24 protein-coding genes and 1 riboswitch are annotated in these 26,718 nt (G+C 28.5%); of the genes, 22 read left to right on the top strand and 2 right to left on the bottom strand.

Translation table 11 applies throughout. The features are described 5' to 3' along the window. Positions 1-81: 81 nt before the first annotated feature. From proC to ACTG45_RS17845, 7 genes are all read left to right on the top strand, one after another. Complete coding sequence (gene proC, locus ACTG45_RS17875; protein ID WP_021386204.1) at positions 82-885, top strand: pyrroline-5-carboxylate reductase; 804 nt, start codon at positions 82-84, stop codon at positions 883-885. An 854-nt stretch (positions 886-1,739) separates the two neighbouring features. Next, positions 1,740-4,496 carry a sigma-54-dependent transcriptional regulator gene (locus ACTG45_RS17870; protein WP_479917623.1) on the top strand — a complete coding sequence of 919 codons (2,757 nt, stop codon included), beginning with the start codon at positions 1,740-1,742 and terminating at the stop codon, positions 4,494-4,496. A 131-nt stretch (positions 4,497-4,627) separates the two neighbouring features. Next, positions 4,628-5,107 carry a PTS sugar transporter subunit IIB gene (locus tag ACTG45_RS17865; protein ID WP_021386221.1) on the top strand — a complete coding sequence of 160 codons (480 nt, stop codon included), beginning with the start codon at positions 4,628-4,630 and terminating at the stop codon, positions 5,105-5,107. Positions 5,108-5,122: 15 nt separating this feature from the next. Then, a complete protein-coding gene (locus ACTG45_RS17860; RefSeq protein WP_021386238.1) occupies positions 5,123-5,545 on the top strand; it encodes a PTS sugar transporter subunit IIA in 423 nt (140 codons plus the stop codon). 39 nt (positions 5,546-5,584) lie between these two features. Continuing rightward, a complete protein-coding gene (locus ACTG45_RS17855; protein WP_021386174.1) occupies positions 5,585-6,376 on the top strand; it encodes a PTS mannose/fructose/sorbose/N-acetylgalactosamine transporter subunit IIC in 792 nt (263 codons plus the stop codon). Next, entirely contained in the window at positions 6,363-7,169 is an 807-nt protein-coding gene (locus ACTG45_RS17850) for a PTS system mannose/fructose/sorbose family transporter subunit IID (RefSeq protein WP_079747075.1), read from the top strand. Before ACTG45_RS17855 ends, ACTG45_RS17850 begins: the two co-directional genes overlap by 14 nt. A 51-nt stretch (positions 7,170-7,220) precedes the next feature. After that, the gene (locus tag ACTG45_RS17845; protein WP_479919512.1) at positions 7,221-8,276 is read left to right on the top strand and encodes an SIS domain-containing protein; all 1,056 of its coding nucleotides are present in this window, start codon (positions 7,221-7,223) and stop codon (positions 8,274-8,276) included. A 94-nt stretch (positions 8,277-8,370) separates the two neighbouring features. Here ACTG45_RS17845 and feoB read toward each other — a convergent pair whose 3' ends face one another. Next, positions 8,371-10,317 (bottom strand): ferrous iron transport protein B, encoded by a 1,947-nt coding sequence (gene feoB / locus ACTG45_RS17840; protein ID WP_479919511.1) that lies wholly within the window; start codon positions 10,315-10,317, stop codon positions 8,371-8,373. Between the two features lie 17 nt (positions 10,318-10,334). Continuing rightward, the gene (locus ACTG45_RS17835; protein WP_021386230.1) at positions 10,335-10,553 is read right to left on the bottom strand and encodes a FeoA family protein; all 219 of its coding nucleotides are present in this window, start codon (positions 10,551-10,553) and stop codon (positions 10,335-10,337) included. A 206-nt stretch (positions 10,554-10,759) separates the two neighbouring features. Between ACTG45_RS17835 and ACTG45_RS17830 the strand changes: the two genes are divergently transcribed. From ACTG45_RS17830 to ACTG45_RS17760, 15 genes are all read left to right on the top strand, one after another. Continuing rightward, positions 10,760-11,269: a Gx transporter family protein gene (locus tag ACTG45_RS17830; RefSeq protein WP_021386209.1), complete on the top strand. Its 510-nt coding sequence runs from the start codon at positions 10,760-10,762 to the stop codon at positions 11,267-11,269. A gap of 77 nt (positions 11,270-11,346) precedes the next feature. Beyond that, positions 11,347-11,508, top strand: coding sequence for an aspartyl-phosphate phosphatase Spo0E family protein (locus ACTG45_RS17825; protein WP_021386276.1), 162 nt, complete (start codon positions 11,347-11,349; stop codon positions 11,506-11,508). A gap of 149 nt (positions 11,509-11,657) precedes the next feature. Continuing rightward, positions 11,658-12,323, top strand: coding sequence for an MgtC/SapB family protein (locus ACTG45_RS17820; protein ID WP_479917617.1), 666 nt, complete (start codon positions 11,658-11,660; stop codon positions 12,321-12,323). A gap of 66 nt (positions 12,324-12,389) precedes the next feature. After that, positions 12,390-14,174 carry an oligoendopeptidase F gene (gene pepF / locus ACTG45_RS17815; RefSeq protein WP_479917616.1) on the top strand — a complete coding sequence of 595 codons (1,785 nt, stop codon included), beginning with the start codon at positions 12,390-12,392 and terminating at the stop codon, positions 14,172-14,174. Between the two features lie 256 nt (positions 14,175-14,430). Next, entirely contained in the window at positions 14,431-15,264 is an 834-nt protein-coding gene (locus ACTG45_RS17810; RefSeq protein ID WP_479917615.1) for a phosphate ABC transporter substrate-binding protein, read from the top strand. Positions 15,265-15,499: 235 nt separating this feature from the next. Beyond that, a riboswitch (cyclic di-GMP riboswitch) is annotated at positions 15,500-15,583 on the top strand. A 573-nt stretch (positions 15,584-16,156) separates the two neighbouring features. Further along, positions 16,157-16,834 carry a response regulator transcription factor CmrR gene (gene cmrR, locus ACTG45_RS17805; RefSeq protein WP_021386246.1) on the top strand — a complete coding sequence of 226 codons (678 nt, stop codon included), beginning with the start codon at positions 16,157-16,159 and terminating at the stop codon, positions 16,832-16,834. A 71-nt stretch (positions 16,835-16,905) separates the two neighbouring features. Then, entirely contained in the window at positions 16,906-18,921 is a 2,016-nt protein-coding gene (locus ACTG45_RS17800) for a sensor histidine kinase (protein WP_479919510.1), read from the top strand. 49 nt (positions 18,922-18,970) lie between these two features. Then, the gene (locus ACTG45_RS17795; RefSeq protein WP_479917613.1) at positions 18,971-19,651 is read left to right on the top strand and encodes a response regulator transcription factor; all 681 of its coding nucleotides are present in this window, start codon (positions 18,971-18,973) and stop codon (positions 19,649-19,651) included. A gap of 327 nt (positions 19,652-19,978) precedes the next feature. Next, positions 19,979-20,896 (top strand): phosphate ABC transporter permease subunit PstC, encoded by a 918-nt coding sequence (gene pstC, locus ACTG45_RS17790; protein WP_021386196.1) that lies wholly within the window; start codon positions 19,979-19,981, stop codon positions 20,894-20,896. 1 nt (position 20,897) lies between these two features. After that, positions 20,898-21,722 carry a phosphate ABC transporter permease PstA gene (gene pstA, locus ACTG45_RS17785; RefSeq protein WP_021386214.1) on the top strand — a complete coding sequence of 275 codons (825 nt, stop codon included), beginning with the start codon at positions 20,898-20,900 and terminating at the stop codon, positions 21,720-21,722. A gap of 18 nt (positions 21,723-21,740) precedes the next feature. Further along, positions 21,741-22,505, top strand: a complete 765-nt coding sequence (pstB, locus tag ACTG45_RS17780; protein WP_044213975.1) for a phosphate ABC transporter ATP-binding protein PstB — start codon at positions 21,741-21,743, stop codon at positions 22,503-22,505. A 27-nt stretch (positions 22,506-22,532) separates the two neighbouring features. Further along, positions 22,533-23,186 (top strand): phosphate signaling complex protein PhoU, encoded by a 654-nt coding sequence (phoU, locus tag ACTG45_RS17775; RefSeq protein ID WP_021386251.1) that lies wholly within the window; start codon positions 22,533-22,535, stop codon positions 23,184-23,186. A gap of 159 nt (positions 23,187-23,345) precedes the next feature. Continuing rightward, positions 23,346-24,218 (top strand): FUSC family protein, encoded by an 873-nt coding sequence (locus tag ACTG45_RS17770; protein ID WP_479917607.1) that lies wholly within the window; start codon positions 23,346-23,348, stop codon positions 24,216-24,218. An 83-nt stretch (positions 24,219-24,301) separates the two neighbouring features. After that, positions 24,302-25,738 carry a [Fe-Fe] hydrogenase large subunit C-terminal domain-containing protein gene (locus ACTG45_RS17765; RefSeq protein ID WP_021386247.1) on the top strand — a complete coding sequence of 479 codons (1,437 nt, stop codon included), beginning with the start codon at positions 24,302-24,304 and terminating at the stop codon, positions 25,736-25,738. Positions 25,739-25,783: 45 nt separating this feature from the next. Further along, on the top strand, positions 25,784-26,614 hold the full coding sequence (locus tag ACTG45_RS17760) for a polysaccharide deacetylase family protein (RefSeq protein WP_021386271.1): 831 nt from the start codon (positions 25,784-25,786) through the stop codon (positions 26,612-26,614). Positions 26,615-26,718 lie beyond the last annotated feature (104 nt).

Raw genomic sequence — 26,718 nt, 5'->3', positions numbered from 1 at the left:
AATAAGATAATTTTAAGCAGTTAAAACATAGTTAATTTAGCTACTTTAAAATAAAAACTAATAGAAAAAAGGAGATTTGATATGAAAACTTTAGGATTTATTGGTTCAGGAAATATGGGAAGTGCAATGATAGGTGGTATAGTAAAATCAGGTCTAGTAAAAGCAGAAGATATAACTGTATCAGATTTAAGCCAAATTGCTTTAGATAAAGTAAAAGCAGAATTTTCAGTAAAGACTACAACTGATTCCAAGGTAGCTGTTGCAAATTCTGATGTAATACTAGTGGCACTTAAGCCTAATATATGTGAAAAAGCTTTAGCTCCACTTAAAGAATTAATAGATGCAGATAAAATAATAGTATCAATAGCAGCAGGAAAAACTATAGAAACATTAGAAAATATTATAGGTTCAGATAAAAAAATAGTAAGAGTAATGCCAAATACTCCAGCTCTTGTTGGAGAAGGTATGTCAGCTCTTTGTAAAAATAATAATGTAACTGATGAAGAACTAAATATGATTAAGTCTCTATTTGAATCATTTGGAGAGGCAGAAATAGTATCAGAGTATTTAATGGATACTGTTACAGGTGTTAGTGGGTCTTCTCCTGCATATGTGTTTATGTTTATAGAAGCTATGGCAGATGCAGCAGTATTAGCTGGTATGCCAAGACAACAAGCTTATAAATTTGCATCACAAGCAGTTATGGGGTCAGCTAAGATGGTTCTTGAAACTGGCAAACATCCAGGGGAATTAAAAGATATGGTTTGCTCTCCAGCAGGGACTACTATAGAAGCAGTTAGAGTGTTAGAAGAAGAAGGATTTAGATCAGCAGTTATAAAGTCTATTGTTGCTGCTATAGATAAATCTAAAGATATGAGCAAATAGTAAATAAGAATAATATAAAAATAAATGTCTCAAAATGACTTTCATAGCTTGTTTTGAGACATTTTTATTTTATATTTTATTTTTTAGTCCATTCATACCATGTGCAATAAATGTACTAATAGTTTTTGCAGTATTTTCTGCTACTTCTGAATTATTTTCACTATATTTTTTAGAAATCATCTCTAAACAACCATCTATAATTCCTCCTACAATACAAGCATCTAAAATGTCTACAGTTTCTTTATTTTCTATTGTGTGACTGCTTTTTTAAAGTCCTTTTTAGCATTTCGTTATATTTATAAAAAATATACATTTTACCCTTACAAGATAAATTTTTAATTGTACTTGTATATTTTGGAAAAAGATTAATGATTGATTGAGTATTTAGTAGTTAAATATTAATAGCTAGTTAGATAAAAATTTAACTATATTATAAATAAATTATAATAATAAAAAATTTATAAATATCATTTTTAGACTCTAAGTAGATTTATACAAAAGCAAATTTACTTAATGGACTTTGTAAATTTGAAATAATATTCATAGAATAATAAAATTTATAAGATTTTCTTCATTAATAAGTTCTAAAAACATATATATTACATTACTTTTGATTATAGTAAATACAATGAAACTATATTACATAGATTCTATACTAAATATTCTGTACTAAATTATAGATAGATATTTTGAATTTATGGCTAAAAGCTAAAGATTTTATCTATAAAAAATTTAATATTATTACTCCATAACAGAAAATTAAGAAAAGATAAGAATATAATCTGCTTTTTCATGAGTATATAAATGATATACTAGTGCTATAGTATTATTGATGTTTATATTGGAGGTTGAATATGAGGAATGAGATTTTAAGTTTTGTAAATGAATGTACATTATTTAACAATTTTGATGAACTTAAAAAAAAGGGTGGTATTGTAACAGAAGATATAGTGAAAAAGTTTAATTTAAGCAGAACTCAATCAAGTAGATTATTAAATGATTTGGTCAAGTCTGATAATCTTATAAAGATAAATAGTAGACCTGTTATCTTTTTACCCAAAAATAAGATAAATAATGTAATAGGACCTACGAAAAAAAGTATTTATGAAAGTGTAGATGAACTTAACAATGAGTGTAAAATATTAAAGCAAGAGGTTGTATTCAATAGTATTATAGGTCATGATAATAGCTTAAAAGAGGTAATAGAGCAAATAAAAACGGCTGTACTTTATCCAAATGGTGGACTTACAATAATGTTAACAGGTGAAAGTGGAGTAGGAAAAACCTTTTTAGCTAAGGTAATATATGAATATAGTGTAAATAGTAATATATTAGAAAAAAATGCTCCATATAATGTACTAAACTGTGCGCAGTATTATAATAATTTGGAGCTATTGTCCAGTATACTGTTTGGACATGTAAAGGGAGCTTATACTGGAGCAATTGAATCTAGAGCAGGTCTAATAGAACAATCTGATGGGGGCATATTATTCTTAGATGAGGTACATAGGTTAAACAGTGAAGGGCAGGAAAAGTTATTCACATTTATGGATACAGGTACATTTTCTAGAATTGGAGAGAATGGGGTAAGTAGAAGGGCTAAGGTAAGATTAGTGTTTGCTACAACAGAGAGTTTATCCGAATTTTTACAAACTTTTCTAAGAAGAATACCTATAAATATTTATGTACCTAATATAGAAGAAAGAGGAAGTCTTGAAAAAAGAAAGATTGTAGAACACTTTATATACGAAGAAAGTAAAGTGCTTGGTTTACCTATAGAGATAACCCAAATTACATTAAATACAATTTTAAAGATAAAATTCAAAGGCAATATAGGTGAATGTAAAAATGTAATAAAATATGCATGTGGACGAGCATACGCAAAAAACCAAAGACGAAATGAAAATATCTTTGTTACACTTCAGGACCTTCCTAGGAACATTTATATAGAAAATGCAGATGTATTTCAATTCCAAAGTGGGAAAAGCAAAAGTATTGTATTTTCTCCTAACCAATCTAGTCTTGAGATATCAGTTGGAGGAAATAAAAGAAATATAATATATCAAACTCTTATAGAGTGTTTAAATTACTTTGATAGTCTAGAAAAAAACGAAATAACAGACAAGCTATTTAGCGAAAACAGCTCCAATTTAATGATTAGATTAATGGATAATCTTATTTTTTCAAATAATGATGAAAATAAAAATGTACTTATGGATCTTATAATATCTATAATGCAGGATATATTTAGAAGTCTAGAAGTTAACAACAATATAAAATATGATGGGAATAATGTATTAGCATTTTCATCATATCTTTATCTAAAGGATGAGTCTTATCAACTGTCTGATGAATATAAGAATTTAGAAAGCAGATTACTAATGTACTTAAAAAAAGAAAATTATAAAGAATACTCTATAATAAATAAAGTATCTACATTAATAATGAACAGATTAGATATGTATCTTAATAATGCAGATATAATTATGATGACTATATTTATTAAGTCAACAGTTATAAGAATGAAGTCTAATAAAATTAATGCAATGATTATAGCGCACGGATATGCTACAGCTAGTAGTATGGCAAATGTATGTAATCGTATGCTAGGTAAAAATGTATTTACAGCTATTGATATGCCTATAGATGCTACTATAGCAGATGTATCAAATCAAATGTCTAGATACTTGGATGAAGATAGAATAAAAAATGGACTAGTTGTGCTATTTGATATGGGTTCTCTCAATTTGATATATGAAGATTTAAAGAATAAAATAAATAGTCCAATGTTATTTATAGACCAAATATCTACTATTTCTGCACTAGAGGTAGGAAATTTATTAATGCAAAGTAAAAATATTGAAGAGATTGCAGAAATTATGGATGAAGAAACTAAACCAAATATACAATTGTATTATCCTCAAAAAAATAAGGAGTATGCAATCGTATCTTCTTGTTTTACAGGAATAGGCACTGCTATAAAAATTCAGCACCTACTTTCAGATAGTTTAATGGGAATCTTTGATGTTAAGATAATACCCTATGATTATGATAATCTTGTCTCTATGGGAGATAAAGACCCAATTTTCAAGATGTATGATGTATTGGCCATAGTAGGGACTGCCAATCCAAATGTAAATGGTGTAGATTTCATACTATTAGAGGATATGATATCGGGAAAAGGAGAAGACGATGTCTTTAGGATACTTAGCAGAGTAGTAGAAAGTGAAAAAATTAAAAATATAAATGATTCTATTATAAAGAATTTTTCATTGACTAGAGTAATAGATAGCCTGACCATTTTGGATTCAAAAAAGATAATAGAACGAATAGAAGAGGGAATAAATGCTATAGAAAATATTCAAAAGAAAAAACTTCCTAATGATAAAAAGATTGCTTTATATGTTCACTTAAGTTGTATGATTGAAAGATTAGTTAGACAAGCTGAGATTGAAGAGTATAATGATATGAATTTATTAATTAAAAATCATAATAGTGAAATCAAACTAATAAAAAATGCGTTTAGTGTGCTAGAAAAAAGTTATAGTGTGCAAATACCTATTTCAGAAATAGGATACATCTATAATATTATTTATGGTCTACCTCAGTAGAATACAGGATTAAAAAATAGATAAATAAAATTAAAAAAAGTATGCCACTATTTGGCATACTTTTTGCTTTTATAGCTAAGTAAGAGAATAAATAGTAAAAATTTTAATATAGAATGGAGGATTTAAGGAAAATGATATCTTTAATGAGAATTGATGACAGATTAATACATGGTCAGGTAGCGTATGGATGGTCAACGTCACTAGGTATAAATGTAATCTTAGTTGCAAATGATGAAGCAAAAAATGACCAAATGAAAGCTATGTCATTAAATTTAGCTAAGCCTAGCAATGTAACCTTATATATAAGGGGGATAGAAGAATCTGGAGAAATAGTAGAAAAATTTGCTTCATCAAAGAAAAGTAATGTATTAGTATTAGTAAAAAATACAAAAGATGCTTTAGCTGTAGCTAAAAATTCAGGAGGAGTTTTAAAAGAAATAAATGTAGGTGGATTAAGGTATGAAGAAGGAAAGAAGAAGCTTACAGACTTAGTTGCTGTTGATGATAATGATATAAATAATTTTAAGGAAATAATTGATTTGGGAATTGATATAGAATTCAGAATGTTACCTAGAGACAAAAAGAAAAAACTATCAGACTTAATAAAATAATTTAGGAGAAAGAAAATGAAAAAATTTTTAATTGCAACACATGGAAAACTGTCTAGAGAGCTTGTTGATACAAGTAAATTAATAATTGGTTCATTAAATAATGTTGAGTACTTTTGTATGACAAAAGATAAATCAGCAGATGATGCTGAGAAAGAAATTAGAAGTATACTATCAGATAACAAAACTAATGAAGAATTTGTTGTTTTAACAGATGTATTTGGTGGAAGTGTAGCAAATATATGTACTAATTTACTTTTAAAAGGGGTCAAATTTGAGTTATTGACAGGAGTAAATTTACCAATGCTTTTATCTGTTCTTTTATCAGTTGAAGAAGATACAAAACTATTAACTAAATCAGGGTTAGAGGAAGCAAAAAATGGAATTATTTATGTAAATGAATTATTAGAAAGTCAAAATAAAATTAAGAATGTGATGTAATTAATTTAAATTTAAACTGAATTAAGAGGGAGGTTTACTATGTTAGTACAAGCTATCATGTTAGCTATTATAGCAGGTTTTGGCATATTAGATGGGCGTATATTTGGCCAGTCTATGCTGGATAGACCCATAGTTACAGGTATGTTAGTAGGGTTAGTTTTAGGAGATATAAAGGCAGGAATTATGATTGGTGCACAACTTGAGTTAATTTGGATGGGAATTGCAGGAATAGGTGCAGCTACTCCTCCAGATGTAGTAACAGGTGGTGTATTAGGTACAGCTTTTGCTATATTGTCAGGAAATGGTGCAGAAGTTGCTTTGGCAGTTGCAGTGCCAGTAGCAGTCTTAGCGCAATCTCTTGGTGTATTGGTTAGAATAATAAACTCATACTTTTCTCAAAAAGCAGTTTTTTATGCTAAACAAGCTGATTTTAAGAAAGTTACTATAATGATGTGGATACCAGTAGTACTATTCTTTTTAAGTACATCAGTTCCAACTTTTTTAGCAATCATGATTGGTGCTGATAAAGTTACAATATTAATAAATGCAATACCTAAAGTTATATTAGATGGATTAGGCGTCGCTGGAACATTATTACCAGCAGTAGGATTTGCACTTCTTATGGATATGTTACTTTCAAAAAAGATGTCTGTATTCTTCTTTATAGGATTCCTTTTAGCATCTTATGGTGGGATAGATATAACTGCAATTGCACTATTTGGAGTTTGTGTAGCAGTCGTATTAAACTTTTATATAAATAACAAAGAAAATAATCAAAATCCTCAACTGGCAATTAATACTTTAACGGAAGGAGAGATTGACTTTGAATAAACTAACAAAAAAAGAATTAAGAAGTATGTTTTGGCGCTCATTTGCTCTTCAGGGCGCATTCAATTATGAGAAAATGCAAAATTTAGGTTACTGTTATTCAATGTTACCTGCAATAAAGAAACTATACAATAATAAAGAAAAGCAAGCAAAAGCAATAGAAAGACACCTAGAGATTTTTAATACAACAACTGTAGTAGTTCCTACAATATTAGGGATAACAGCAGCCATGGAAGAAGAAAACGCTAACAATGCAGAATTTGATGAAAGTTCAATTAGTGCTGTTAAAACAGCTCTTATGGGACCTCTTGCAGGAATTGGAGATTCACTATTTTGGGGAACATTTAGAATTATAGCTGCTGGAGTAGGAGTATCACTTGCAAAAGAAGGAAATATATTTGGGCCACTATTATTCTTGCTATTATACAATATACCAGCATTTGCTCTTAGAATATTTGGACTTAAATATGGGTATCAAGTCGGAGTAAATTCCCTTGAGAGAATACAAAAAGAAGGACTTATGGAGAAAATAATGTCTATGGCTACAACTGTTGGTTTATTTGTTGTAGGAGGAATGGTGGCAACAATGTTAAGTATAACCACTCCTTTGAAATTTAACTTAAATGGTGCAGAAGTAGTTTTACAAGATATATTAGATAAAATAATACCTAATATGCTACCTTTAACTTTTGCGTTTGTAATATATTACATGTTAAAGAAAAAGGTAAGTGTAACAAAATTAACTATAGGAATTATAGCAGGAGGAATTGTTTTACATGCTATAGGTCTATTATAGAACTTAAATTATAATTTATTGAATATATTATAGATAAGGAAGGCATATAAAATGAGAATACAAGATTATATTTTAGAGACACCAACTAGAATGAGAGAAATGATATCCAATGCAGATAATTTGTTTAATGAGGTTAAAAAAGAAGATATAAAAAAGATTATAATAACAGGTTCAGGGACTAGTTATCACTCAGGGTTACAAGTACAAGCATATTTACAAAATTTATTAGACATAGATGTTGTAGTGATATATCCATTTATGATAACTGAAGATACATTTAAGTTTAACAATGAAAATACTTTAGTGGTAGGGATATCTCAAGGTGGAAGCAGTTATTCTACATATAATGCTATGAAATTAGCAGAAGACAATGGTTGTAAAATAGCATCTATGGCAGGTTGTAAAAACGCTCTAATAGATGAGATTTCTGATTATATATTAACAGTAAATTGTGGTGAAGAAAAATCTGGAGCTAAAACAAAAGGATACTACTGTACAAAGTTGAACTTAATGTTATTAGGGCTTCAAATAGCTAGAGAAAAAGGCTTAATATCTAGTAAAGGGTATAATGAGGAGATAAATAAGATATTAGATGCAATTGATAGATTTAAATCAGTGTATAAGTTATCTGAGCAATGGATTGAAAGAAACAAAGAAAAGCTAATTGACTCTAAAGAAATAAGAGTAATAGGTCATTCTGATATATATGGAGATACACTAGAATCAGCATTGAAATTATTAGAAACAATGAGAATACCTGTAACTGGATACGAGTTTGAGGAGTTCATACATGGTATATATAATGCTATAAATAGTGATTCAACTATATTTATATTAGATACAGGAAAAGAGCCTAGAGTAGTCAAGATGGTTGAAGTACTTTCTGGATGGACAGACAATGTATTTGTTATAGGTAGAGAAGTTACAGAAGATGATAAAAACTTAAAAATAGATATTACAGATAATCATTATTATCAAACATTTAACTTTATAATACCTATACAATTAATATGCGGAGAAATACCTATATTAAGGGGAGTAGACCCAAGTATTCCAAAAGATACTAAGTTCCACATGAAATTAGGAAGTAAGAAGCTGAATAAGTAAAAAAGAAGCTATCACACAGCAATTTAAAATTGTTTGTATGATAGCTTCTATATTATTCTTTTAAATTTATTTTTAAATATAAGACATCTACATGTTAGTGTGTACTACTTTTTTTATCATTATTTTCTTCGTCTGAACAAGCATTAGAACTTGGACATCCACTACAGCCAGAACATCCACTACAGCTATTTCCATTCTTTGTAGACTTGAATTTATTAAATAAAATCACAACTGCAAGAACTATAATTATTCCGCCTATCAAAGCTTCCATTATTGAATTGCCCATAAATAATACTCCACCAATACTTTTAACTATAAATGCCATTATCCATGCTAATACAAACTGATATGCAAATGATGCAAACATCATTTTATTGCCATATTCTTTTTTCATAGTTGCAAGTGCAGCTATACATGGAGTATATAAAGCAGTAAATATCAAGAAAGTATATGCAGTAACTCCATTAAATATTGTTGGCAATACAACATTTAGATTACCATATAGTATATTTAAAGAGTTTACTACGATTTCTTTTGCTCCAAGACCACTTAAAATAGCAACTGAAGTTCTCCAATCATCAAAGCCAAGGGGCTTGAATATAGGAGATATAATATGACCTAGAGTAGCCAAAAAGCTTACATTTATATCTTCTGTATATCCAAAAATATTAAATGAAGAAAGTCCCCAAATTACAACTGACATTGCAAACATAACAGTAACAACTCTTATTAAGAAACCTTTTGATTTATTCCATGTATTTTTAATAAGTGCATCTATAGTAGGAATTCTATATTCTGGTAACTCTAATATAAATGGTTCAGCCTCTGTTTTAAATGCCGTTTTATTTAAGAATAATGCAATCACTATTGCCATAACTATACCAACCAAGTATAGTGATGTAGTCACTAAGGCAGCATTATGTGGAAAGAATATAGCTACAAATAGTGCATATATAGGTAGTTTTGCTCCACAAGTCATAAGTGGTGCAATAAGAGCTGTAACTCTTCTGTCTTTTTCACTTTCTAATGTTCTAGTTGCCATTATAGCTGGAGAAGAACATCCCATACCCATAACTATAGGTATAAAAGCTTTACCAGATAGACCAACTTTTCTCATAACTTTATCCATTAAAAATGCTGTTCTTGACATATATCCACTATCTTCAAATAGTGATATACCAAAAAACAATGTAAATATTAATGGGAAGAATGGTAACGTGCCACCAACACCTCCAATTATACCGTCAACTATAAGTGACTTAAACCACGGGCTAGAGTTAGATAACATATCACTAGCAGGTGCAGAAATATAAGCTTCTATAATACCAGCAAAGCCCTCTTGTAGTGGTCCTCCAACCCAATCAAAGGTAAATTTAAATAAGAGGAACAGTACACCAATAAATATTGGATAGGCTAATATAGGATTTAAAACTACATTATCTATTTTATCACTGATAGATTTTTTGTGTGTATATGTAGTTTTTGTACATCTTGATAAAATGGATTCTAATTTTTTGTATGTTTCCGTTTCACTTCCAAAGTTTGTTTGATATATAAAAGCTTTTTGAGTAGCTCCTTTAATTTCTTCTTCTATTCTCTCAACACCGTTTTTCTTTTTTGCAATAATTGGAACAACAATTACTCCAAGTTCTTCACCTAAATTTTTAGCATCTATATTAACACCTTTAGATTCTGCAATATCTAACATATTAAGCAGTATAACTATAGGTTTGTTAAATTGCATAAGTTGAGTTGTTAAATAAAGATTTCTCGATAAGTTAGATGCATCAACTACATTTACTATTACATCAACGTCTTCATTTTCTAAATATGATTTAGAAACCTTTTCTTCATTTGAGAAAGTATCCATTGCGTATATACCAGGTAAATCTACAACTTTTATTTCTTTCCCAATAAATCCTTCTTTTTTTTCTATAGTAACACCAGGCCAGTTGCCTACATATTGATTTGAACCTGTAAGTAGGTTGAAAACAGTAGTTTTACCGACATTTGGGTTTCCTAATAATGCTACATTAATCACAGGTAGCTCCTCCTCTATTATTGTAAAGAAATATTTTTAGCATCAGATTTTCTAATAGCAAGGTCAAAACCTCTAAATCTGATTATAATTGGGTCTCCAAATGGAGCAACCTTTTTAACTTCTATTTCAGTACTATTTATACATCCAAGTGCAAGTAATCTTTTAGATAATTTAATATCTCCATCTATACTATTAATAAGTCCTTTTTCTCCTATTTTTAAATCGTAAACAGTCATTATTAGCACCTCCTAATGAAATTCATTATCATTAAAATTGTAACAAGTATGATACAAAAAGTCAAGAATTATAGAGGCAATTACACATTGAAATCACTAATGTTTATTTTAAATAAATTGAAAAATATTTTAATCTAAATTAGGTGTTTTTATATATTTTGTATTATAATGTAAGATGATAGATAAAATTTGGAGGAGTTAACTTAATGAAAACTAGAAAAATGACATTTTTAGGTCTGATGATAGGGTATAGTTTAGCTTTATATGTATTAGAGACATATATACCGAATCCTCTTATAATTATATTTCCAGGGGCAAAATTGGGTTTGAGCAATATTATAACTTTAATTTCATTAATGTTGTTAGGTGTCAAAGATACTGTTATAATTGTTACTATCAGGGTAATTTTGTCATCAATATTCGCAGGTCCTTTGTCCTATCTTCTATTTAGTATAGGAGGAGCTTATCTAAGTCTTTTATTTATGTATTTAGCAAGTAAAATAAAAGGTTTATCATTGATTGGAGTAAGCATTATAGGTGCAATAGGGCATAATATAGGTCAATTAATAGTTGCAAGTTTAATCATAGAAAATATACTTGCTATAGGATACTTACCATTTATGTTAATGGCATCGTTAGTAACGGGTATGTTTGTAGGCTTAGTGTCTAGGTATACAGTACCCAAGTTGGAGCATTTTTATAGTAAGTTTTATTGACATAATATTGACAAAATATAATATTGTTTGATAAAATGTATATAAAAATATACAAATTTGTAATAGTGGTGATTATTATGGCGAACAATGAATTAGAAACGTTAAAAAATGAGATTGAAGCAGTTAGGGAAGAGATAAATACATACATAGAATATCCAGAAATATTTCAAGAAGAGTTAGTAGAATCGAGTAAGAAAATAGATATATTAATAAATAAATACATGTACTTAAGCAAATAGCCCACAGTTGTGGGTTTTTTTGTATCAAAAATTAACAGATAGCTATATTTTACATATATTAATAATAATATTAAGATATAAAATAGTATTTCTGATGTGTAAATTATCTGTAGGACATAATTATGATTAGGTCAGGAGGGTTTTATATTATGGTTGACATAGGAAGTAAGGAGATAGCAATAAGGTTACTATTAGCTCTAATAATAGGAGGAATAATAGGTTTAGAAAGAGAAAAAATAAGACAGTTTGCAGGGTTTAGGACACATATATTAATAGCAATAGGTTCTTGTATTGTTTCAATAACTTCAATTCAGTTATTTTCTGATTATAATTTATATACAAATGCTGACCCGGCAAGAATGCCTGCTCAGGTATTATCTGGAATTGGTTTTTTAGGTGCAGGAGCAATTTTAAAAAATAAAGGTGGAGTAAAAGGGCTTACTACAGCTGCTGGCATGTGGGCAACTGCGTGTATTGGTATAGCAGTAGGTTATGGTTATTATGAACTATCAATTTTAGGTGGGCTATTTGTAATGATAGCATTATTTGTACTTAGGATAATAAATACGTTTTTATTCAGTCAAGAAAAAAATGTGTTGATATTAAAATTAAGCAATTTGGATTCGATACCTTTTTTATATGATAAATTTGAAAAAAGTCAACTTATTGTAAGAAATATGGAAATAGAATGTCGTAATGAAGAATACTGGAAAGTTAATTTTTTTGTATCTTATGGTAAGAGAATACACTTACATGATGTTATGAAGGAAATAAATATGATAGAAGGAGTAATAAATGTAGATTATTTGGACTAAAATATATACAATATATTTTGTAAAGATAATAAAATATAAAAACAAATCAAAATAGAGGTGTATTATATGGGAACTGATAGAAGTACAGTAGAAGAAAAGTATAAGTGGAAGATAGATAAGATGTATTCTAGTAAAGAAGAAATCGAAAAAGACATAAGTAAAGTAAAAAATCTTATCCAAGAGGTAAAAGAGTATAAAGGTAAAGTTTCTGAGAGTAAAGAGAATTTATATAAAGTATTAAATATTTCTGAAAATGCATCTAGAATTATTCAAAATCTATATGTATATACTCATATGAAACAACATGAAGATACTAGAATCAATGACAATCAAGGAAGAGCTACTAAGACAGAAATGTTATCGACTGATTTGGGTGTGGCTACTTCTTATATAGTTCCAGAGATACTGGCTATAGAAGAGAATAAACTAAATGAATATTTAAAGGATGAGGAGTTATCTTTTTATACAAAGTATATCAAGGATATATTAAGAGATAAACCTCATACTTTAAGTGAAAGAGAAGAAGAAATACTTGCTGCTACATCAGAGCTATCAACAGTTCCAGAAAATGTATATGATATGTTAGCATATGCTGATATGGAATTTCCTGAGATAGAAGATGAAGAAGGCAATAGAGTTAAGCTTTCTCATTCAAATTACTCTTTATTTATAAAAAGTAAAAATGACAGAGTTAGAAAAGAAGCTTTTGAAGGTGAATTTTCAACTTATGGAAAATATAAAAATACATTTGCATCAACTCTTTATGGTGGAATAAAGTCAGAGATATTTTATGCAAAAACTAGAAAATATAATTCAGCAATAGAGGCTTCCTTATTTTCAGATGATGTAAGTTTGGATGTTTACAATAATCTTATATCAGCTATAGATGAAAGTCTTCCTACTTTAAATAAATATGTTGAACTTAAAAAGAAATTTTTAGGGCTAAATGAAATACACATGTACGATTTATATGTACCTTTGACAGAAAAGTTTGATATGGATATACCATATGATAAAGCACAGAATATCATATTAGAGGCACTTAAGCCTTTGGGAGAAGAGTACTTAAAAGCTATAAAGAGTGCTTTTGAAGAAGGCTGGATTGATGTATATGATAATGAAGGTAAAAAAGGAGGAGCTTATTCTTGGGGAAGTTATGATTCGCATCCTTATATATTAATGAGCTATAAAAATGACCTTAATTCTCTATTTACTTTAGTTCATGAATTGGGTCATTCTGTCCATAGTCATTATTCAAGAACAAGTCAACCATTTTTATATTCTGACTATAAGATATTCGTTGCAGAAGTTGCATCTACTTTAAACGAATTACTTCTTATAAATTATTTGTTAGAAAATTCTAAGTCTAAAGATGAAACTATATATCTATTAAATTATTATTTAGAACAATTTAGGACTACAGTTTATAGACAAACTATGTTTGCTGAATTTGAAAAAATTGTACATGAAAAAGTAGAGAGTGGAGAACCACTTACTGCTGATGAATTTACTGATATATACTATAAATTGAATGAAAAGTATTATGGAAAATCTGCAGTAGTAGATAAACAAATAGGAATAGAGTGGGCTAGAATCCCTCATTTTTATTCAAATTTCTATGTATATAAGTATGCTACAGGATTTTCAGCTGCAAGTGCTTTAAGTCAACAGATACTTTCAGAAGGTAGTACTGCTGTAGATAGATATTTAAACTTCTTAAAAAGTGGAGGGTCAGAGTATCCTTTAGAACAATTGAAATCTGCTGGTGTAGATATGACAAAAAAAGAATCTATAGAAGAAGCCTTAAATGTATTTGCTGGTTTAGTTAATAAACTAGAAAAAGAATTATAGAATGTGGCAAATTAATAATCTTAGTGAAGGTTTGCAATAATTCTAAATGTTGCGTTATACTCATATACTTCAAAAATAACTTAAAAAAATTAATATAATTAGCAATATACTATATAAAATTAAATTTTTACATGTATTTAACAATATTTACACTTACTTAACCTCGCTCTAATATTCACTTAACAAAAAATATGTATTATTAAAATATAGAAAATATGACAACAAAAAAATTAAAATATAAGCGGGGGTAAGTGAAATGTTTAAAAAGAAAATAGGAGTTCTTTTAGCTAGTACAATGTTAGTTGGAGGTTTAGCAGTAGGATGTGGCTCTGGCTCAGGAGGTTCAGCAGACTCAAATAAAGTTTCTGTTTCAGGTTCGACTTCAATAGGTCCTCTTATGGAAACTATAGGAGAAAAGTTTCAGGAAAAAAATGAAGGTGTTAGTGTAGAAGTTCAACAGATTGGTTCTTCTGGAGGTATAAAAAATGCTATAGAAGGAACATCTGAGATAGGAATGAGTTCAAGAGACTTAAAAGATGAAGAAAAAAGTGCTGGATTAAAGGAAACTAAGATAGCAATAGATGGAATAGCATTGATAACTAATACTACTAACCCAGTAAAAAATTTAACAATGGATCAAGTTAAAGGTATTTATACAGGAAAGATAACTAACTGGAAAGACGTAGGAGGAAATGACGCTCCAATAGTAATTGTATCAAGAGAAGAAGGTTCAGGAACTAGAGATGGATTCCAAGAAATTGTAGGATTCAAGTCAGAAGAATTAACTAAAGATGCACAAATAAGTGATGGTTCAGGAAATATAAAAACTACAGTTGAGGGAAATGAAAATGCTATAGGATATATATCATTTGGATATGTTGATGAGAAAGTAAATAGTTTGAAAATAAATGATGTTGAAGCAACTGATGCCAATGTAATAGCTAATAAATATCCAATATCAAGACCATTTATACTAGTTAATAAAGAAGATAATTTATCAGAAAAAGGTAAAGCTTTAATAGATTATATATTGAGTGACGAAGGACAAGCACTTGTTTCAGAAAAAGGATTTATTAAAGTTAATCAATAATATAAATATTTAATATAAAATGAATATATAGTACCCTGCAAGATAAGCTCATAAAAATGTTGCTGTAACTTGCAGGGTATTGTCTATTATTGGTGATATGAATATAAATATTTTAATTATATAATAGATATTTTAGTACATTATCTCTAAAGAATATTGGAATATTGACAAAATAATATTACAATGTTAGAATAAAAAGGAAATTTATTAAAGTGTATTAAAATTTTTTAATAAAAATATTTTAGAAACTGAGAAGTATACCTTATTATTGGGCATCTAGAGGTATATGGAGTTAGTGGTGCAACCGGCTATGAATATAATTTTATATTGCATAGCCTTTTTTTGTTTTAAATTTAACAAAAATATTTAAAAATCTAAAGACTATTGAATTAGTAGTTAGATTTAATTTGATACGTGGAATTTTGGCTTTTAAAGTAGCCATTTGTTGGAAAATGGAGCTTAAGGTGATTTTATATTATAAATTTATTATTTTTCTAGAAACTTGTCAATCAGCCAGTTTGAGTATTGATTTATATGATTTATATAGTTATAATATAAAATAAATTGGATTATTTTGGTAAATGTATTGTTACAAAATGTTTATATTTCGCATCTTGATGTTTATAAAAACGTTATTTTCTTATTATAATTATATTATACTTTAAAAAAAATTCCCCTTTTCCAACAATCGGAGACTTTGATTAGTATTTAATAATGAATCTTAATATTTAATTCAATATTCAAGAATTATTCAAAAATACTTAAGTTTTATAGTCGAGTTTGTAAAGATATTATAAAATAATAATACTAGTTATATAAAAAATAAAACATCATAATTTGTAATAATTAAAACCTTAGACTATGATTGAAATATTTTGAATGGAGTGGTGTAATGTATAACTTACTGGTTGTAGATGATGATGTTGATATTTTAAACATAAATCAAATTTATTTTTCAAATATAGGTTTTAATGTATATATATCTAAGACAGCTAAAGAGGCTATGAAGATAGTAGAAAGTGTAGTTTTAGATTGTATAATTCTAGATATTGCATTACCAGACTTAGATGGGTATAAAGTATGCAATGTTATAAAAGAAAAGGTTAACATACCTATAATATTTTTATCTAATTATGAACATGAAGAAGAAAGAGTTCGGGGTTTTTTAGCTGGAGGAGATGATTATATAACAAAGCCATATAGCTTAAAAGAACTTGAACTTAGAATATATGCTCGTATGAGGCAATATAAAAACATTACATCAGTTCCTAATGTGTTAAAATTTTCGTCTTTAGTGATAAATGTGAACTCAAGAAAAGTAACTTTTGACGAAAAAAGTATCGATTTAACCACTATGGAGTTTGAAATATTATTGTTTCTAGCTGAAAATAAAGAACAAGTATTCTCAAAAATAGAAATATATAATCAAGTTTGGAAAATGCCTGATATTGGAGACCAACATACAGTACAGGTTCATATTGCACAGATGAGGAAAAAAATTAATTCTTTAAGCAGAGAGCATCAATACATTCAAACTGTATGGGGAAAAGGATATAAATTTGTACCGTAAGTGGGATACTGTAATCAATAAATAGTTCTTGTTTTATTTAGTACTACTATGAAAGAGATGTGATTGATGCAATGAAAAAGTATAATATACTAAAAGGAACTCTCATTGTATTGATAATCTCTCTGTTGGCAATAACAGGATTAAATCTTCTGTATAAATATGATAATAAATATACATATAAGTCTATTAGAGCAAGTAATGGAATTTTAACTATAGATAGTAATACCTTTACTAAAAGTAAACTTGTCTTTTTAATAGATGATTGGGAGTTTTATAACCATAAAATATTTAAACCAAATGATTTTATAGAACAACATATAAAACCAAAATACGTTTTTATAGGTCAATATCCAGATTTCTCTATGAGAAAAGAGAACCAATCACCATATGGCAATGCTACTTACCGTATGAGAATAAAAAATGAAGGTAGGGATAAGGTATTAAGTCTAGAGATTCCTGAAATTTTTTGTGCAAGTGAAGTATGGATAAATGGAGAAATGGTTTCTAAACTGGGAGATGTAGGAACAGAAAAGTATAGACCAAAAATTAAAAATTCAGTAGTAAGTTTTGTCGCAAAGAAAGATACAGAAATTATAATCAATGTATCTAATTTTTCACATTATTATAGTGGTTTGTATTATCCACCTGCATTGGGGGAAACAAAAGACATAAGTAATATGGTATTTTATCGATTACTTTTTTATAGTATAATTTGTTTCACAACTTTTGCAATAGCTATATTTTCACTAGCTGTTTGGTTTTTTTCAAAAAAAAGTAAACTCTACTTTTATTTTGGATGTATGTGTATTTTCTTTGCAATACATGTATCATATCCTTTTGTGCATCTATTGGGGCTTCCTTTAGTAAACTTTACATATGCAGTTGAGGATTCATCATATTTTATAGCGGTCTTATGTATTATTTGTATAAATGGAAGTATATCCAAAATAGAAGAAAATAAAGGATATAGATTTTTAATTTTACCATTAGGGATTACAATGTGTATTATATCTATTGTAATACCAGTTGTTCTTCTTCCATATTATATAGATTTTGTTGATATATATGGAAAATTAATAGATATATATAAATATATTGTATTTATTTATATCTTAATGTCTTCACTAGTTTCAATCTATAAAAAGACATGCTCTGAGCATATAAGTTCCTATATTTTAGTTTCAGTAAATATTGTGTTTGGTATTAGTGTATTATTCGATGCAGTGACTAGTAACAGGTTTGAGCCTATATTTACAGGATGGCAAACAGAATACTGTGGGTTTATAATTGTTATTTTATTTTCTATTATGATGATACATAGGAACAAGATGATAATAAAAGAAAATGAAAAACTCACAAAGAATCTTGAACATGAAGTTGAATTAAGAACTAATGAACTTATGACACTATTAGATGAACGTAAAAAGTTCTTGGCTGATGTGGCACATGATTTAAAAGCACCTGTTTCAGCTATACAGGCATTTATAGATTTAATAAAGGTTGGTAATATTCATGTAGATGAAGAGACAAAAACTTATCTATCTGCGATAAATCAAAAATCAAATGAAGTACAAAGTAGAGTACGTAGTCTACAAGAATTTACATCACAAGATAAAGAAATTGGTCTTAGTGAGAAGATATGTCTAAATGATTTCATCAAAGAGATATATGAAAATAACTTGCCAGACACACAAGCATGTGGTGTAAACTTTGAACTCTCTCTATTAGATAAAAAAATATATGCAAAGATAAATAAAGAAAGATTGGCTAGAGCATTTGAAAATCTAATTTACAATGCTTTAAGCTTTACTTCATTTGATGGTAGGATAAGTTTGTCAATGAATAAAGAAGATGAATTTGCAGTTATTAAAATTTCTGATAATGGTAAAGGAATACCACCAGAAAATATACCAAAGATATTTGAACGGTTCTTTACAGCAAGAGATACTGACATTTCAACAGGGCAAGGGTTAGGGTTATATATTGTAAAGTCCATTGTAAAAGAACATGATGGAGAAATTTTTGTAGATTCAGAGTTAGGAAAAGGAACCGTTTTTACAATAAAATTAAATCTCTGTTTTTCATAATAATGGGTTGTTTAATATAAAAGAATAATGATATTTAGGAGTGATTATAATGCAAACTAAGATATTGATAATAGATGGAGACAAGAATAATTGCCAGGAATTGAAAAACTTTTTAGAAGGAAAAGGGATAACTATAGATTTAGCATATAGCTGTGAAGAAGCTATTGGAAAAATATTTAGTAATAGATATGATTTAATATTTTTAGAGATAATCCTAACTGATGGTGATGGATGGACTCTCTGCAAGAAAATAAGAAATGTAACTACTTGTCCAATTGTTTATATGACTTACATAAATGAAGACCAAAGTATTTTAAATGCCTTAAATTCTGGTGGAGATGATTATTTGATTAAACCTCTAAATTTGGAAATTTTATATGCAAAAGTAAAAGCAATTTTAAGAAGAGTAAATTCATATATAAATAGCAATGAAAGTAATTCAAAATTAGAGGAATACAATAGAACTAGTGGAGTAATAAAATTAGAAGACAAAATAATAAAATTAACTCCAACAGAAAATAAATTATTAAATTATTTTATAGAGAATCCTGAAAAGACATTGACTACTAAAGAGATATATGAACATGTGTGGTTAAATGAATATTTAGAGGATAATTATAGTGTAGTAGTTGCAGTGAACGGATTGAGAAAGAAAATAGAAAAAGATTATAAAAATCCTCAAAAAATTATAACAATAAGAGGAGCAGGTTACTATTTTAATAAGGAATAATATGAATGTATATGTTATAAAGGACTAAATTTAATTAATAAATATCAATAGCAGATATAAGTAATGAGTTACATGAGAAATGTATTATTACTTATATCTGCTATTTTAATATAAGCAAATACCATCATAATGTAAACTAAATGTCAAAAATAGTTCTAAAAGTAAAATCGATGTTAAAAAAGTGAATATAATTTTACACTTGTTTAACTTAATCCTAATATAGATTTAACTTAAAAAAAGTAGAATAAAAGTATAGAAAATTTAATTGATACGAATTATAAAAATTTAAATTTTGAATACAGAATAAAAATCGATTGGGAGGATATTATGATAGTAAAATCTAGGTTAGTAGGTTTAGAAAAAAACAACAATAATGGCAACAAGACAAAATATATAATTGAAAAAGTAGCAAAAAATATTTTTTTACTTAGTGCTTTGGTAGCAGTTGCAAGTTTACTTTTGATAATAGGATTTGTATTTTATAAAGGACTAAGACCATTTATATTTGAGGGATACTCATTTATAGATTTTTTAACTGGTGCAGATTGGGTTCCTTCTGCTAATAAATTTGGAATATCATCTATGATAGTAGCATCAATATTTGCAACACTTGGAGCACTTGTGATAGGAGTACCAGTGGGTATATTAACATCTATATTTATAGCAGAAGTAGCGCCTAAGAGGTTAGCAAAAATAATGTCACCAGCAGTTGAGCTTCTAGCAGGTATACCTTCAGTATTATACGGTGTATTTGGTCTTGCAGTGATAGTTCCAATGATACAAAATATGTTTAATCTTCCAAAGGGTCAAAGTTTATTAGCAATAGTAATAGTACTAGCAGTAATGATGTTACCAACAATAATATCTGTATCAGAAACAGCTATAAGAGCAGTACCAAAAGCATATAAAGAAGGTTCATTAGCACTTGGTGCATCAAAAATAGAAACAATCTTTAAAGTTGTATTACCAGCTGCGAAATCTGGAGTATTAGCTGCAGTAGTATTAGGAGTAGGAAGAGCTTTAGGAGAAACAATGGCAGTAATACTTGTTGCAGGAAACTCACCAGTTATGCCAACTTCAATAACAGACAGTGTAAGACCACTTACAACTAATATAGCACTTGAAATGGGATATGCATTTGGTACACATCAAGAGATGCTATTTGCAACTGGAGTAGTACTGTTTACATTTATATTAATCTTAAACTTAGTTTTAAATAAACTTTCAAATAAGGCGGTAAATTAAGATGAGAAAGTTCAGAGAGAATACATTAAAATTATTAGTATACCTATCAGCACTATTTACAATAGTATCGTTAGTAGTCATAGTAGGATTTATATTTATAAAGGGAATCGGAAATATGAATTTTAATTTCTTATTCAGCAATTATTCAGCATCAGGTGATGGTGGTATACTTCCAATGATAATTACAACATTATACACAGTAGTAGTTTCTATAGTCGTAGCAACGCCTATAGGAATCTTAGCTGCTATATATTTACAAGAGTATGCAAAAAAAGGAAAAGCAGTTACAGCCATAAGATTCGCAACTGAAAGTTTATCAGGAATACCATCTATAGTGTATGGATTATTTGGAGGAATTTTCTTTGTTGTTACATTAAAAATGGGGTATTCAATAGTTGCAGGTTCGCTTACAGTAGCAATAATAATATTACCAGTAATAATTCGTACAACAGAAGAAGCTTTAAAGACAGTTCCTCAAGCGTATAGAGAATCATCATTAGCACTGGGAGCTACTAAATTTCAGACTTTATATAAAGTAGTACTTCCAAGTGCAATACCAGGAATCTTATCAGGAATAATCTTATCAGTTGGTCGTATAATTGGAGAATCAGCTGCGATATTACTTACAGCAGGTACTGTAGCTAAGATGCCAGGTGGAATATTTGATAGTGCAAGAACATTAACTGTACACTCATATTTACTGACTAAAGAGAGTGGAGATATAGCAACAGCAGCTAGTATAGGAATTGTTTTAATAGTAATCGTATTAGCACTAAACATGCTAGCAAGATTTGTTGCTAAGAAGTTAAATAAGGCTAATTATTAAATTTAAGAGGTGTGAATGATGGAATTAATCGATAATATAAAAATGAGTGTAAAAGATTTGGATTTATTTTATGGTGACAAACAAGCATTAAATAAAATAAATATGGACATAAAAGAAAATAAAGTTACTGCTTTAATAGGACCATCTGGATGTGGGAAATCAACCTTTATAAGAACTTTAAATAGAATGAATGACTTAATAGAAGATGTAACAATTAAAGGAAATATTTTTGTGGATGGAGAGGACATATACATTTCAGATGATGTCATAAATCTTCGTACTAAAGTAGGGATGGTATTTCAAAAACCAAATCCATTTCCTATGAGTATATATGATAATGTTGCCTATGGCCCTCGTACACAAGGGCTAAGAGATAAGAAACAATTAGATAAAATTGTAGAAGAGAGTTTGAAAGGAGCAGCTATTTGGGATGAAGTTAAAGATAGGCTTAAGTCATCTGCATTAGGACTTTCTGGTGGACAACAACAACGTATATGTATAGCAAGAGCAATTGCTATGAGACCAGAAGTTATTCTTATGGATGAACCTACATCTGCTTTAGACCCAATTTCAACATTAAAAGTTGAGGAACTTATAGAGGATTTAAAAAAAGATTACACAATAGTCATAGTTACTCATAACATGCAGCAAGCTGCTCGTATATCAGATGAAACAGCTTTTTTCTTAAATGGAGAGGTTATAGAATTTAGTGATACAAAAACTATGTTTACCACTCCTGTGGATAAAAGAACAGAAGACTATATAACAGGTAGATTTGGTTAAAATATATAACTATAAAGGAGTTAGACAATGGTCAATAATAGCTTAGATATAAGTATTGATACTTTAAAGGAACAAACAGTACTTATGATGGAAAAATGTGAAGAAGCAATAGAAAAGTCTGTGACTTGTATGATAGAGAAGGATTTAGAAGGTGCAAGAAACGTAGTAGAAAATGATGAAGAGATAAATAAATTAAGAGAAGAGATAAGGGATAAAAGTATAGAGCTAATAGTATTAAAGCAACCAATGGCAAGGGATTTAAGATTTATTTATTCATTAGGAAATATATCAATAGAATTAGAAAGAATAGGAGATTATGCAGCTAACATAGCTAGAGAAATGCTGAAAATAGGTGGAGAAGCTTATATAAAAGAGCTGATAGATATTCCTAAGATGGCAAAAGAATGTAAATCTATGATGTCTCAGACTAGAGAAGCTTTAATCTTATTTGATGCAAGTATAGCTTATGATGTAGGAACTAAAGATGATATTGTAGATGGTTTGTATGAACAAGTACAAATTGATTGTTTAAAAATAATGCATGAAAATACAAATACCATAGACCAAGGGGTAAAACTTTTACTTATAGGAAGATACCTTGAAAGAATTGGAGACCATATAACAAATGTGTGTGAAAAAATAATTTTTGCAATTGAAGGTAAAATGGTAGAGATAGGATAAAAAAACTGCTTTAAAGCAGTTTTTTTTATTGTCTAAATTAAGAAGTAATTGATAAAAAAATATGATTAATGGGTAAATTTAAAAAATTGTGATATACTAGGAACATATTAAATTTGAGGATGCGTATTTTATAGAAAGTGCTTTTTAGGAGGTGGAACTTTGAAACTTCAAAAGATGGGTATGAGAACTATAAAAACAGGAATTAGTGTAACGTTATGTATGCTTTTAGGAGACTATTTAGTTGAGAATATGTTTTATTCTCTGGTAGCATGTATAATTTCTGTCCAAGATACAGTAAAAGGTTCTTTAAAAACAGGAATCAATAGAGTAGAAGGTACTATTTTAGGTGGTATAATAGGATTCATCTTTGCCATCACTAAAGCTGGAGACCCTTTTTTATGTGGTCTAGGAGTAATGTGCTCAATATATTTATGCAATCTGTTTAAAATAAAGTCAGTAGTAGTTGCCTGTGTAACTTTTCTGGCTATACATCTAGGTGTAGGAAACAATGACCCTGTATATTATTCTTTACATAGGGTACTGGATACATCTGTAGGTGTCTTGTTTGGGGTACTTGTTAATTACTATGTTGCTAGACCAAATTATCTAAATAGTGTTATAGATGAGTTTAAAAAGATAGAAGAACTGTCAATGTTACTTATTGAAGACAAAATACTTAGAAAAAATAATTTAGATGTAGAGAGATTTGAAGAAGAAGTAGAAAAATTAGAAGAAATATATTCAAAACTTATTGATGAATTGGATTATAGTTTGAGTGAAACTAATATAGAAAAAATTGAGAATGCCTTAAGGATATGTAGAGAAATACATTTTCATATGCAGTCTATAGAGTTATTAGAAAATAAACTTTATTTAAAGGAGCATACATATAAATACCTTAAGAAAACATATAATGTGGATGAATTAGACTGGAATATAGATGAAGAAAAAAGCCCTGTATTTAACTATCATTTAATGAAAATAATGCTTGAAATAGAGATGTTAAAGAAATTAAATAAATTATATCAATAATAGTAAGTAAATAATAAATAAAAAATAGTATCTTTGTAAATATTAAACATATATAAGTTTAATTTACGGAGGTACTATTTTTTATGAATACTAGAAATGATAATTCTAAAATATTAGAAATATATAAGATGAAGCTTTTTGGAGAACTTGTAAAGGCAGTGTGGAATGATAATACAGAGGATATTGAAAATCTACCTGAAAAAATTTTAAATGATAATTTGAATAATAATTTAAAAAATGATTTTAATGAGGAATTTGATAAAGATACCATGGTAAATCTAATTAGAGTAACTATGGGATTAGATGTAACAGGAGACACAGATAAAAATTTAAAAGATGCATTACATGAAGCTATAAATTTAGATGAAGTCAAAAGACCAATAATATCTATAATATCAGATGCTTGCAAATATTGTGATGAAAATAATAAGGAAGATGAGTCATGTAAAATAAAAAGCAAGCATATTAATTGTAATGAGGAAGATGTATGTAGTGCTTGTGGTGATTGTGTATCAAGATGTAAGTTAGGTGCAATATCAGATAAGATAGAATTTATACCAATGATAAAGTTGTTGAAAGATATAAAGAGTCCTGTATATGCAATAGTCGCACCAGCTTTTGTAGGGCAGTTTGGAAAAGATGTAAGCCCTGGTAAATTAAGAACTGCATTAAAAAAGATAGGATTTGAAGATATGATAGAAGTTGCTTTGGCAGCAGATATGCTTACTGCAAAAGAAGCATATGATTATTATGAACATATGAAAAAGGATGAAGAAGGATGCTTTATAACTAGCTGTTGCTGTCCTATTTGGGTAAGCTTGATACAAAATAGTTTTCCTCAAATATTGGAGAATGTATCACCATCTGTTTCTCCTATGATTGCCTGTGGGAGAGCTGTAAAAATTTTAAATCCAGATGCTAAAGTTGTATTCATAGGTCCTTGTATGGCAAAAAAGAAAGAAGCAATGTTAGAAGATATAAAGGATGCAGTTGATTTTGTGCTTACATTTAAAGAGTTACAAGAAATATTTGATGCATTAGAGTTAAATCCAGCTATAATGGATGAAAGTAATAGAGTAGAGGCATCCCTTTCAGGTAGAGTTTATGCTAGAACAGGAGGTGTAAGCAAAGCAGTTAAGTTATCAGTTAGAAGAATTGACAAAAATATAAAATTTGAAGAAAAAGCATTTGAGGGAACAAAAGAATGTATGGACGGTTTAAAGAAAGTTTTAAATAAGGAGATAGAAGCTACCTTTATAGAAGGAATGGGGTGTGTAGGAGGCTGTGTAGGAGGTCCTAAGCGTATTTTAAGTGTAGAAGAAGGTACTAAGAATGTTGATGAATATAGTGAAAGCACAAATATGGAAACTCCATTTGATAATTTAAATGTGTTGCAATTTTTAACTTCTTTGGGAATCAAAAGAGTAGAATCTCTAGGAGAAAAGGAAGAAGAAAAAGTTAAAAAAATATTTAGTAGAGATATAAAAAGTAATAAGAAAGAGAATAAGTATAAAAAGTAATTTTTACTCTTAAACTTATTCTTTTATAAAAGGGAGATATGGGGGATGAAAATTAAAGATAATAAGGCTACTTTTCATGTAATGATAAGGTTATTTCTTATAGCTGTTTTAATTTTAACTGGGACATTATTGGAAGAAAAAATCAATAATGTTCCAGTCCAAAATATAAGCACAAAAGGTGAAAATACACTAGAATTACTTTCTCAAGGGAATACATTAGGAGAAATTATGTATAAAGCATCTCAAGAGGAAACAAAAGGACCAGGGGCTACTTCTGAAAAAGTAGCGTACATAACGATAGATGATGGACCATCAAAATATACAAATGCACTTCTTGATATTTTAAAAGAGAACGATGTCAAAGCGACATTTTTTATGCTTAATCAAAACATGAAAAATCATAAGGAAGAAGTAAAAAGGGTATTAGAAGAGAAAAATTCAATAGGTTTTCATAGTGTAAGTCATGATATACATAAGCTATATAAAAGCCCAGAGGTAACAGTGGGGGAGTTCAATACATGTAATGATACTTTACAAGATATAACTGGTCAGAGTTCAAAATTAATAAGATTACCCTATGGAAGTAAGCCATATATGCCAGAAGGTTCATATAGTAAACTTATGGAGAATGATTATTTAATTTGGGACTGGAATTTGGATACACAAGACTGGAAATCTTCTACAAGTCAAATTGTTAGTAATATATTGTACTATGGAAGAAAAAGAGATGAATTAGTAGTGCTGATTCATGAGAAAGAACAAAGTTTAAACGCTTTAAACAATATTATAAGAATTTTGAAGGAGAGAGGATATACAATATTGCCAATTACAGAGAATATCACACCTAAAAATTTCTGGCAAGAAAACTTACAATAAATTCAATTATAGTAAAAAATAAAGTAAATTATTTAGGAAATAAAACATATAATTTATAAAATAGAATATAAAAAATAGAACATAAGAAAGATAATGTAAATAGA

It is taken from the genome of Clostridioides sp. LIBA-7602 (genome assembly GCF_056688945.1).
This window is presented reverse-complemented; position numbering and strand designations above follow the sequence as displayed.

Excerpts from the sequence above, each read along its gene's own strand:
- proC (WP_021386204.1), top strand. The coding sequence starts at position 82 with ATGAAAACTTTAGGATTTATTGGTTCAGGAAATATGGGAAGTGCAATG.
- ACTG45_RS17870 (WP_479917623.1), top strand. The coding sequence starts at position 1,740 with ATGAGGAATGAGATTTTAAGTTTTGTAAATGAATGTACATTATTTAAC.
- ACTG45_RS17865 (WP_021386221.1), top strand. The coding sequence starts at position 4,628 with ATGATATCTTTAATGAGAATTGATGACAGATTAATACATGGTCAGGTA.
- ACTG45_RS17860 (WP_021386238.1), top strand. The coding sequence starts at position 5,123 with ATGAAAAAATTTTTAATTGCAACACATGGAAAACTGTCTAGAGAGCTT.
- ACTG45_RS17855 (WP_021386174.1), top strand. The coding sequence starts at position 5,585 with ATGTTAGTACAAGCTATCATGTTAGCTATTATAGCAGGTTTTGGCATA.
- ACTG45_RS17845 (WP_479919512.1), top strand. The coding sequence starts at position 7,221 with ATGAGAATACAAGATTATATTTTAGAGACACCAACTAGAATGAGAGAA.
- ACTG45_RS17835 (WP_021386230.1), bottom strand. The coding sequence starts at position 10,553 with ATGACTGTTTACGATTTAAAAATAGGAGAAAAAGGACTTATTAATAGT.
- ACTG45_RS17830 (WP_021386209.1), top strand. The coding sequence starts at position 10,760 with ATGAAAACTAGAAAAATGACATTTTTAGGTCTGATGATAGGGTATAGT.
- ACTG45_RS17825 (WP_021386276.1), top strand. The coding sequence starts at position 11,347 with ATGGCGAACAATGAATTAGAAACGTTAAAAAATGAGATTGAAGCAGTT.
- ACTG45_RS17820 (WP_479917617.1), top strand. The coding sequence starts at position 11,658 with ATGGTTGACATAGGAAGTAAGGAGATAGCAATAAGGTTACTATTAGCT.
- pepF (WP_479917616.1), top strand. The coding sequence starts at position 12,390 with ATGGGAACTGATAGAAGTACAGTAGAAGAAAAGTATAAGTGGAAGATA.
- ACTG45_RS17810 (WP_479917615.1), top strand. The coding sequence starts at position 14,431 with ATGTTTAAAAAGAAAATAGGAGTTCTTTTAGCTAGTACAATGTTAGTT.
- cmrR (WP_021386246.1), top strand. The coding sequence starts at position 16,157 with ATGTATAACTTACTGGTTGTAGATGATGATGTTGATATTTTAAACATA.
- ACTG45_RS17800 (WP_479919510.1), top strand. The coding sequence starts at position 16,906 with ATGAAAAAGTATAATATACTAAAAGGAACTCTCATTGTATTGATAATC.
- ACTG45_RS17795 (WP_479917613.1), top strand. The coding sequence starts at position 18,971 with ATGCAAACTAAGATATTGATAATAGATGGAGACAAGAATAATTGCCAG.
- pstC (WP_021386196.1), top strand. The coding sequence starts at position 19,979 with ATGATAGTAAAATCTAGGTTAGTAGGTTTAGAAAAAAACAACAATAAT.
- pstA (WP_021386214.1), top strand. The coding sequence starts at position 20,898 with ATGAGAAAGTTCAGAGAGAATACATTAAAATTATTAGTATACCTATCA.
- pstB (WP_044213975.1), top strand. The coding sequence starts at position 21,741 with ATGGAATTAATCGATAATATAAAAATGAGTGTAAAAGATTTGGATTTA.
- phoU (WP_021386251.1), top strand. The coding sequence starts at position 22,533 with ATGGTCAATAATAGCTTAGATATAAGTATTGATACTTTAAAGGAACAA.
- ACTG45_RS17765 (WP_021386247.1), top strand. The coding sequence starts at position 24,302 with ATGAATACTAGAAATGATAATTCTAAAATATTAGAAATATATAAGATG.
- ACTG45_RS17760 (WP_021386271.1), top strand. The coding sequence starts at position 25,784 with ATGAAAATTAAAGATAATAAGGCTACTTTTCATGTAATGATAAGGTTA.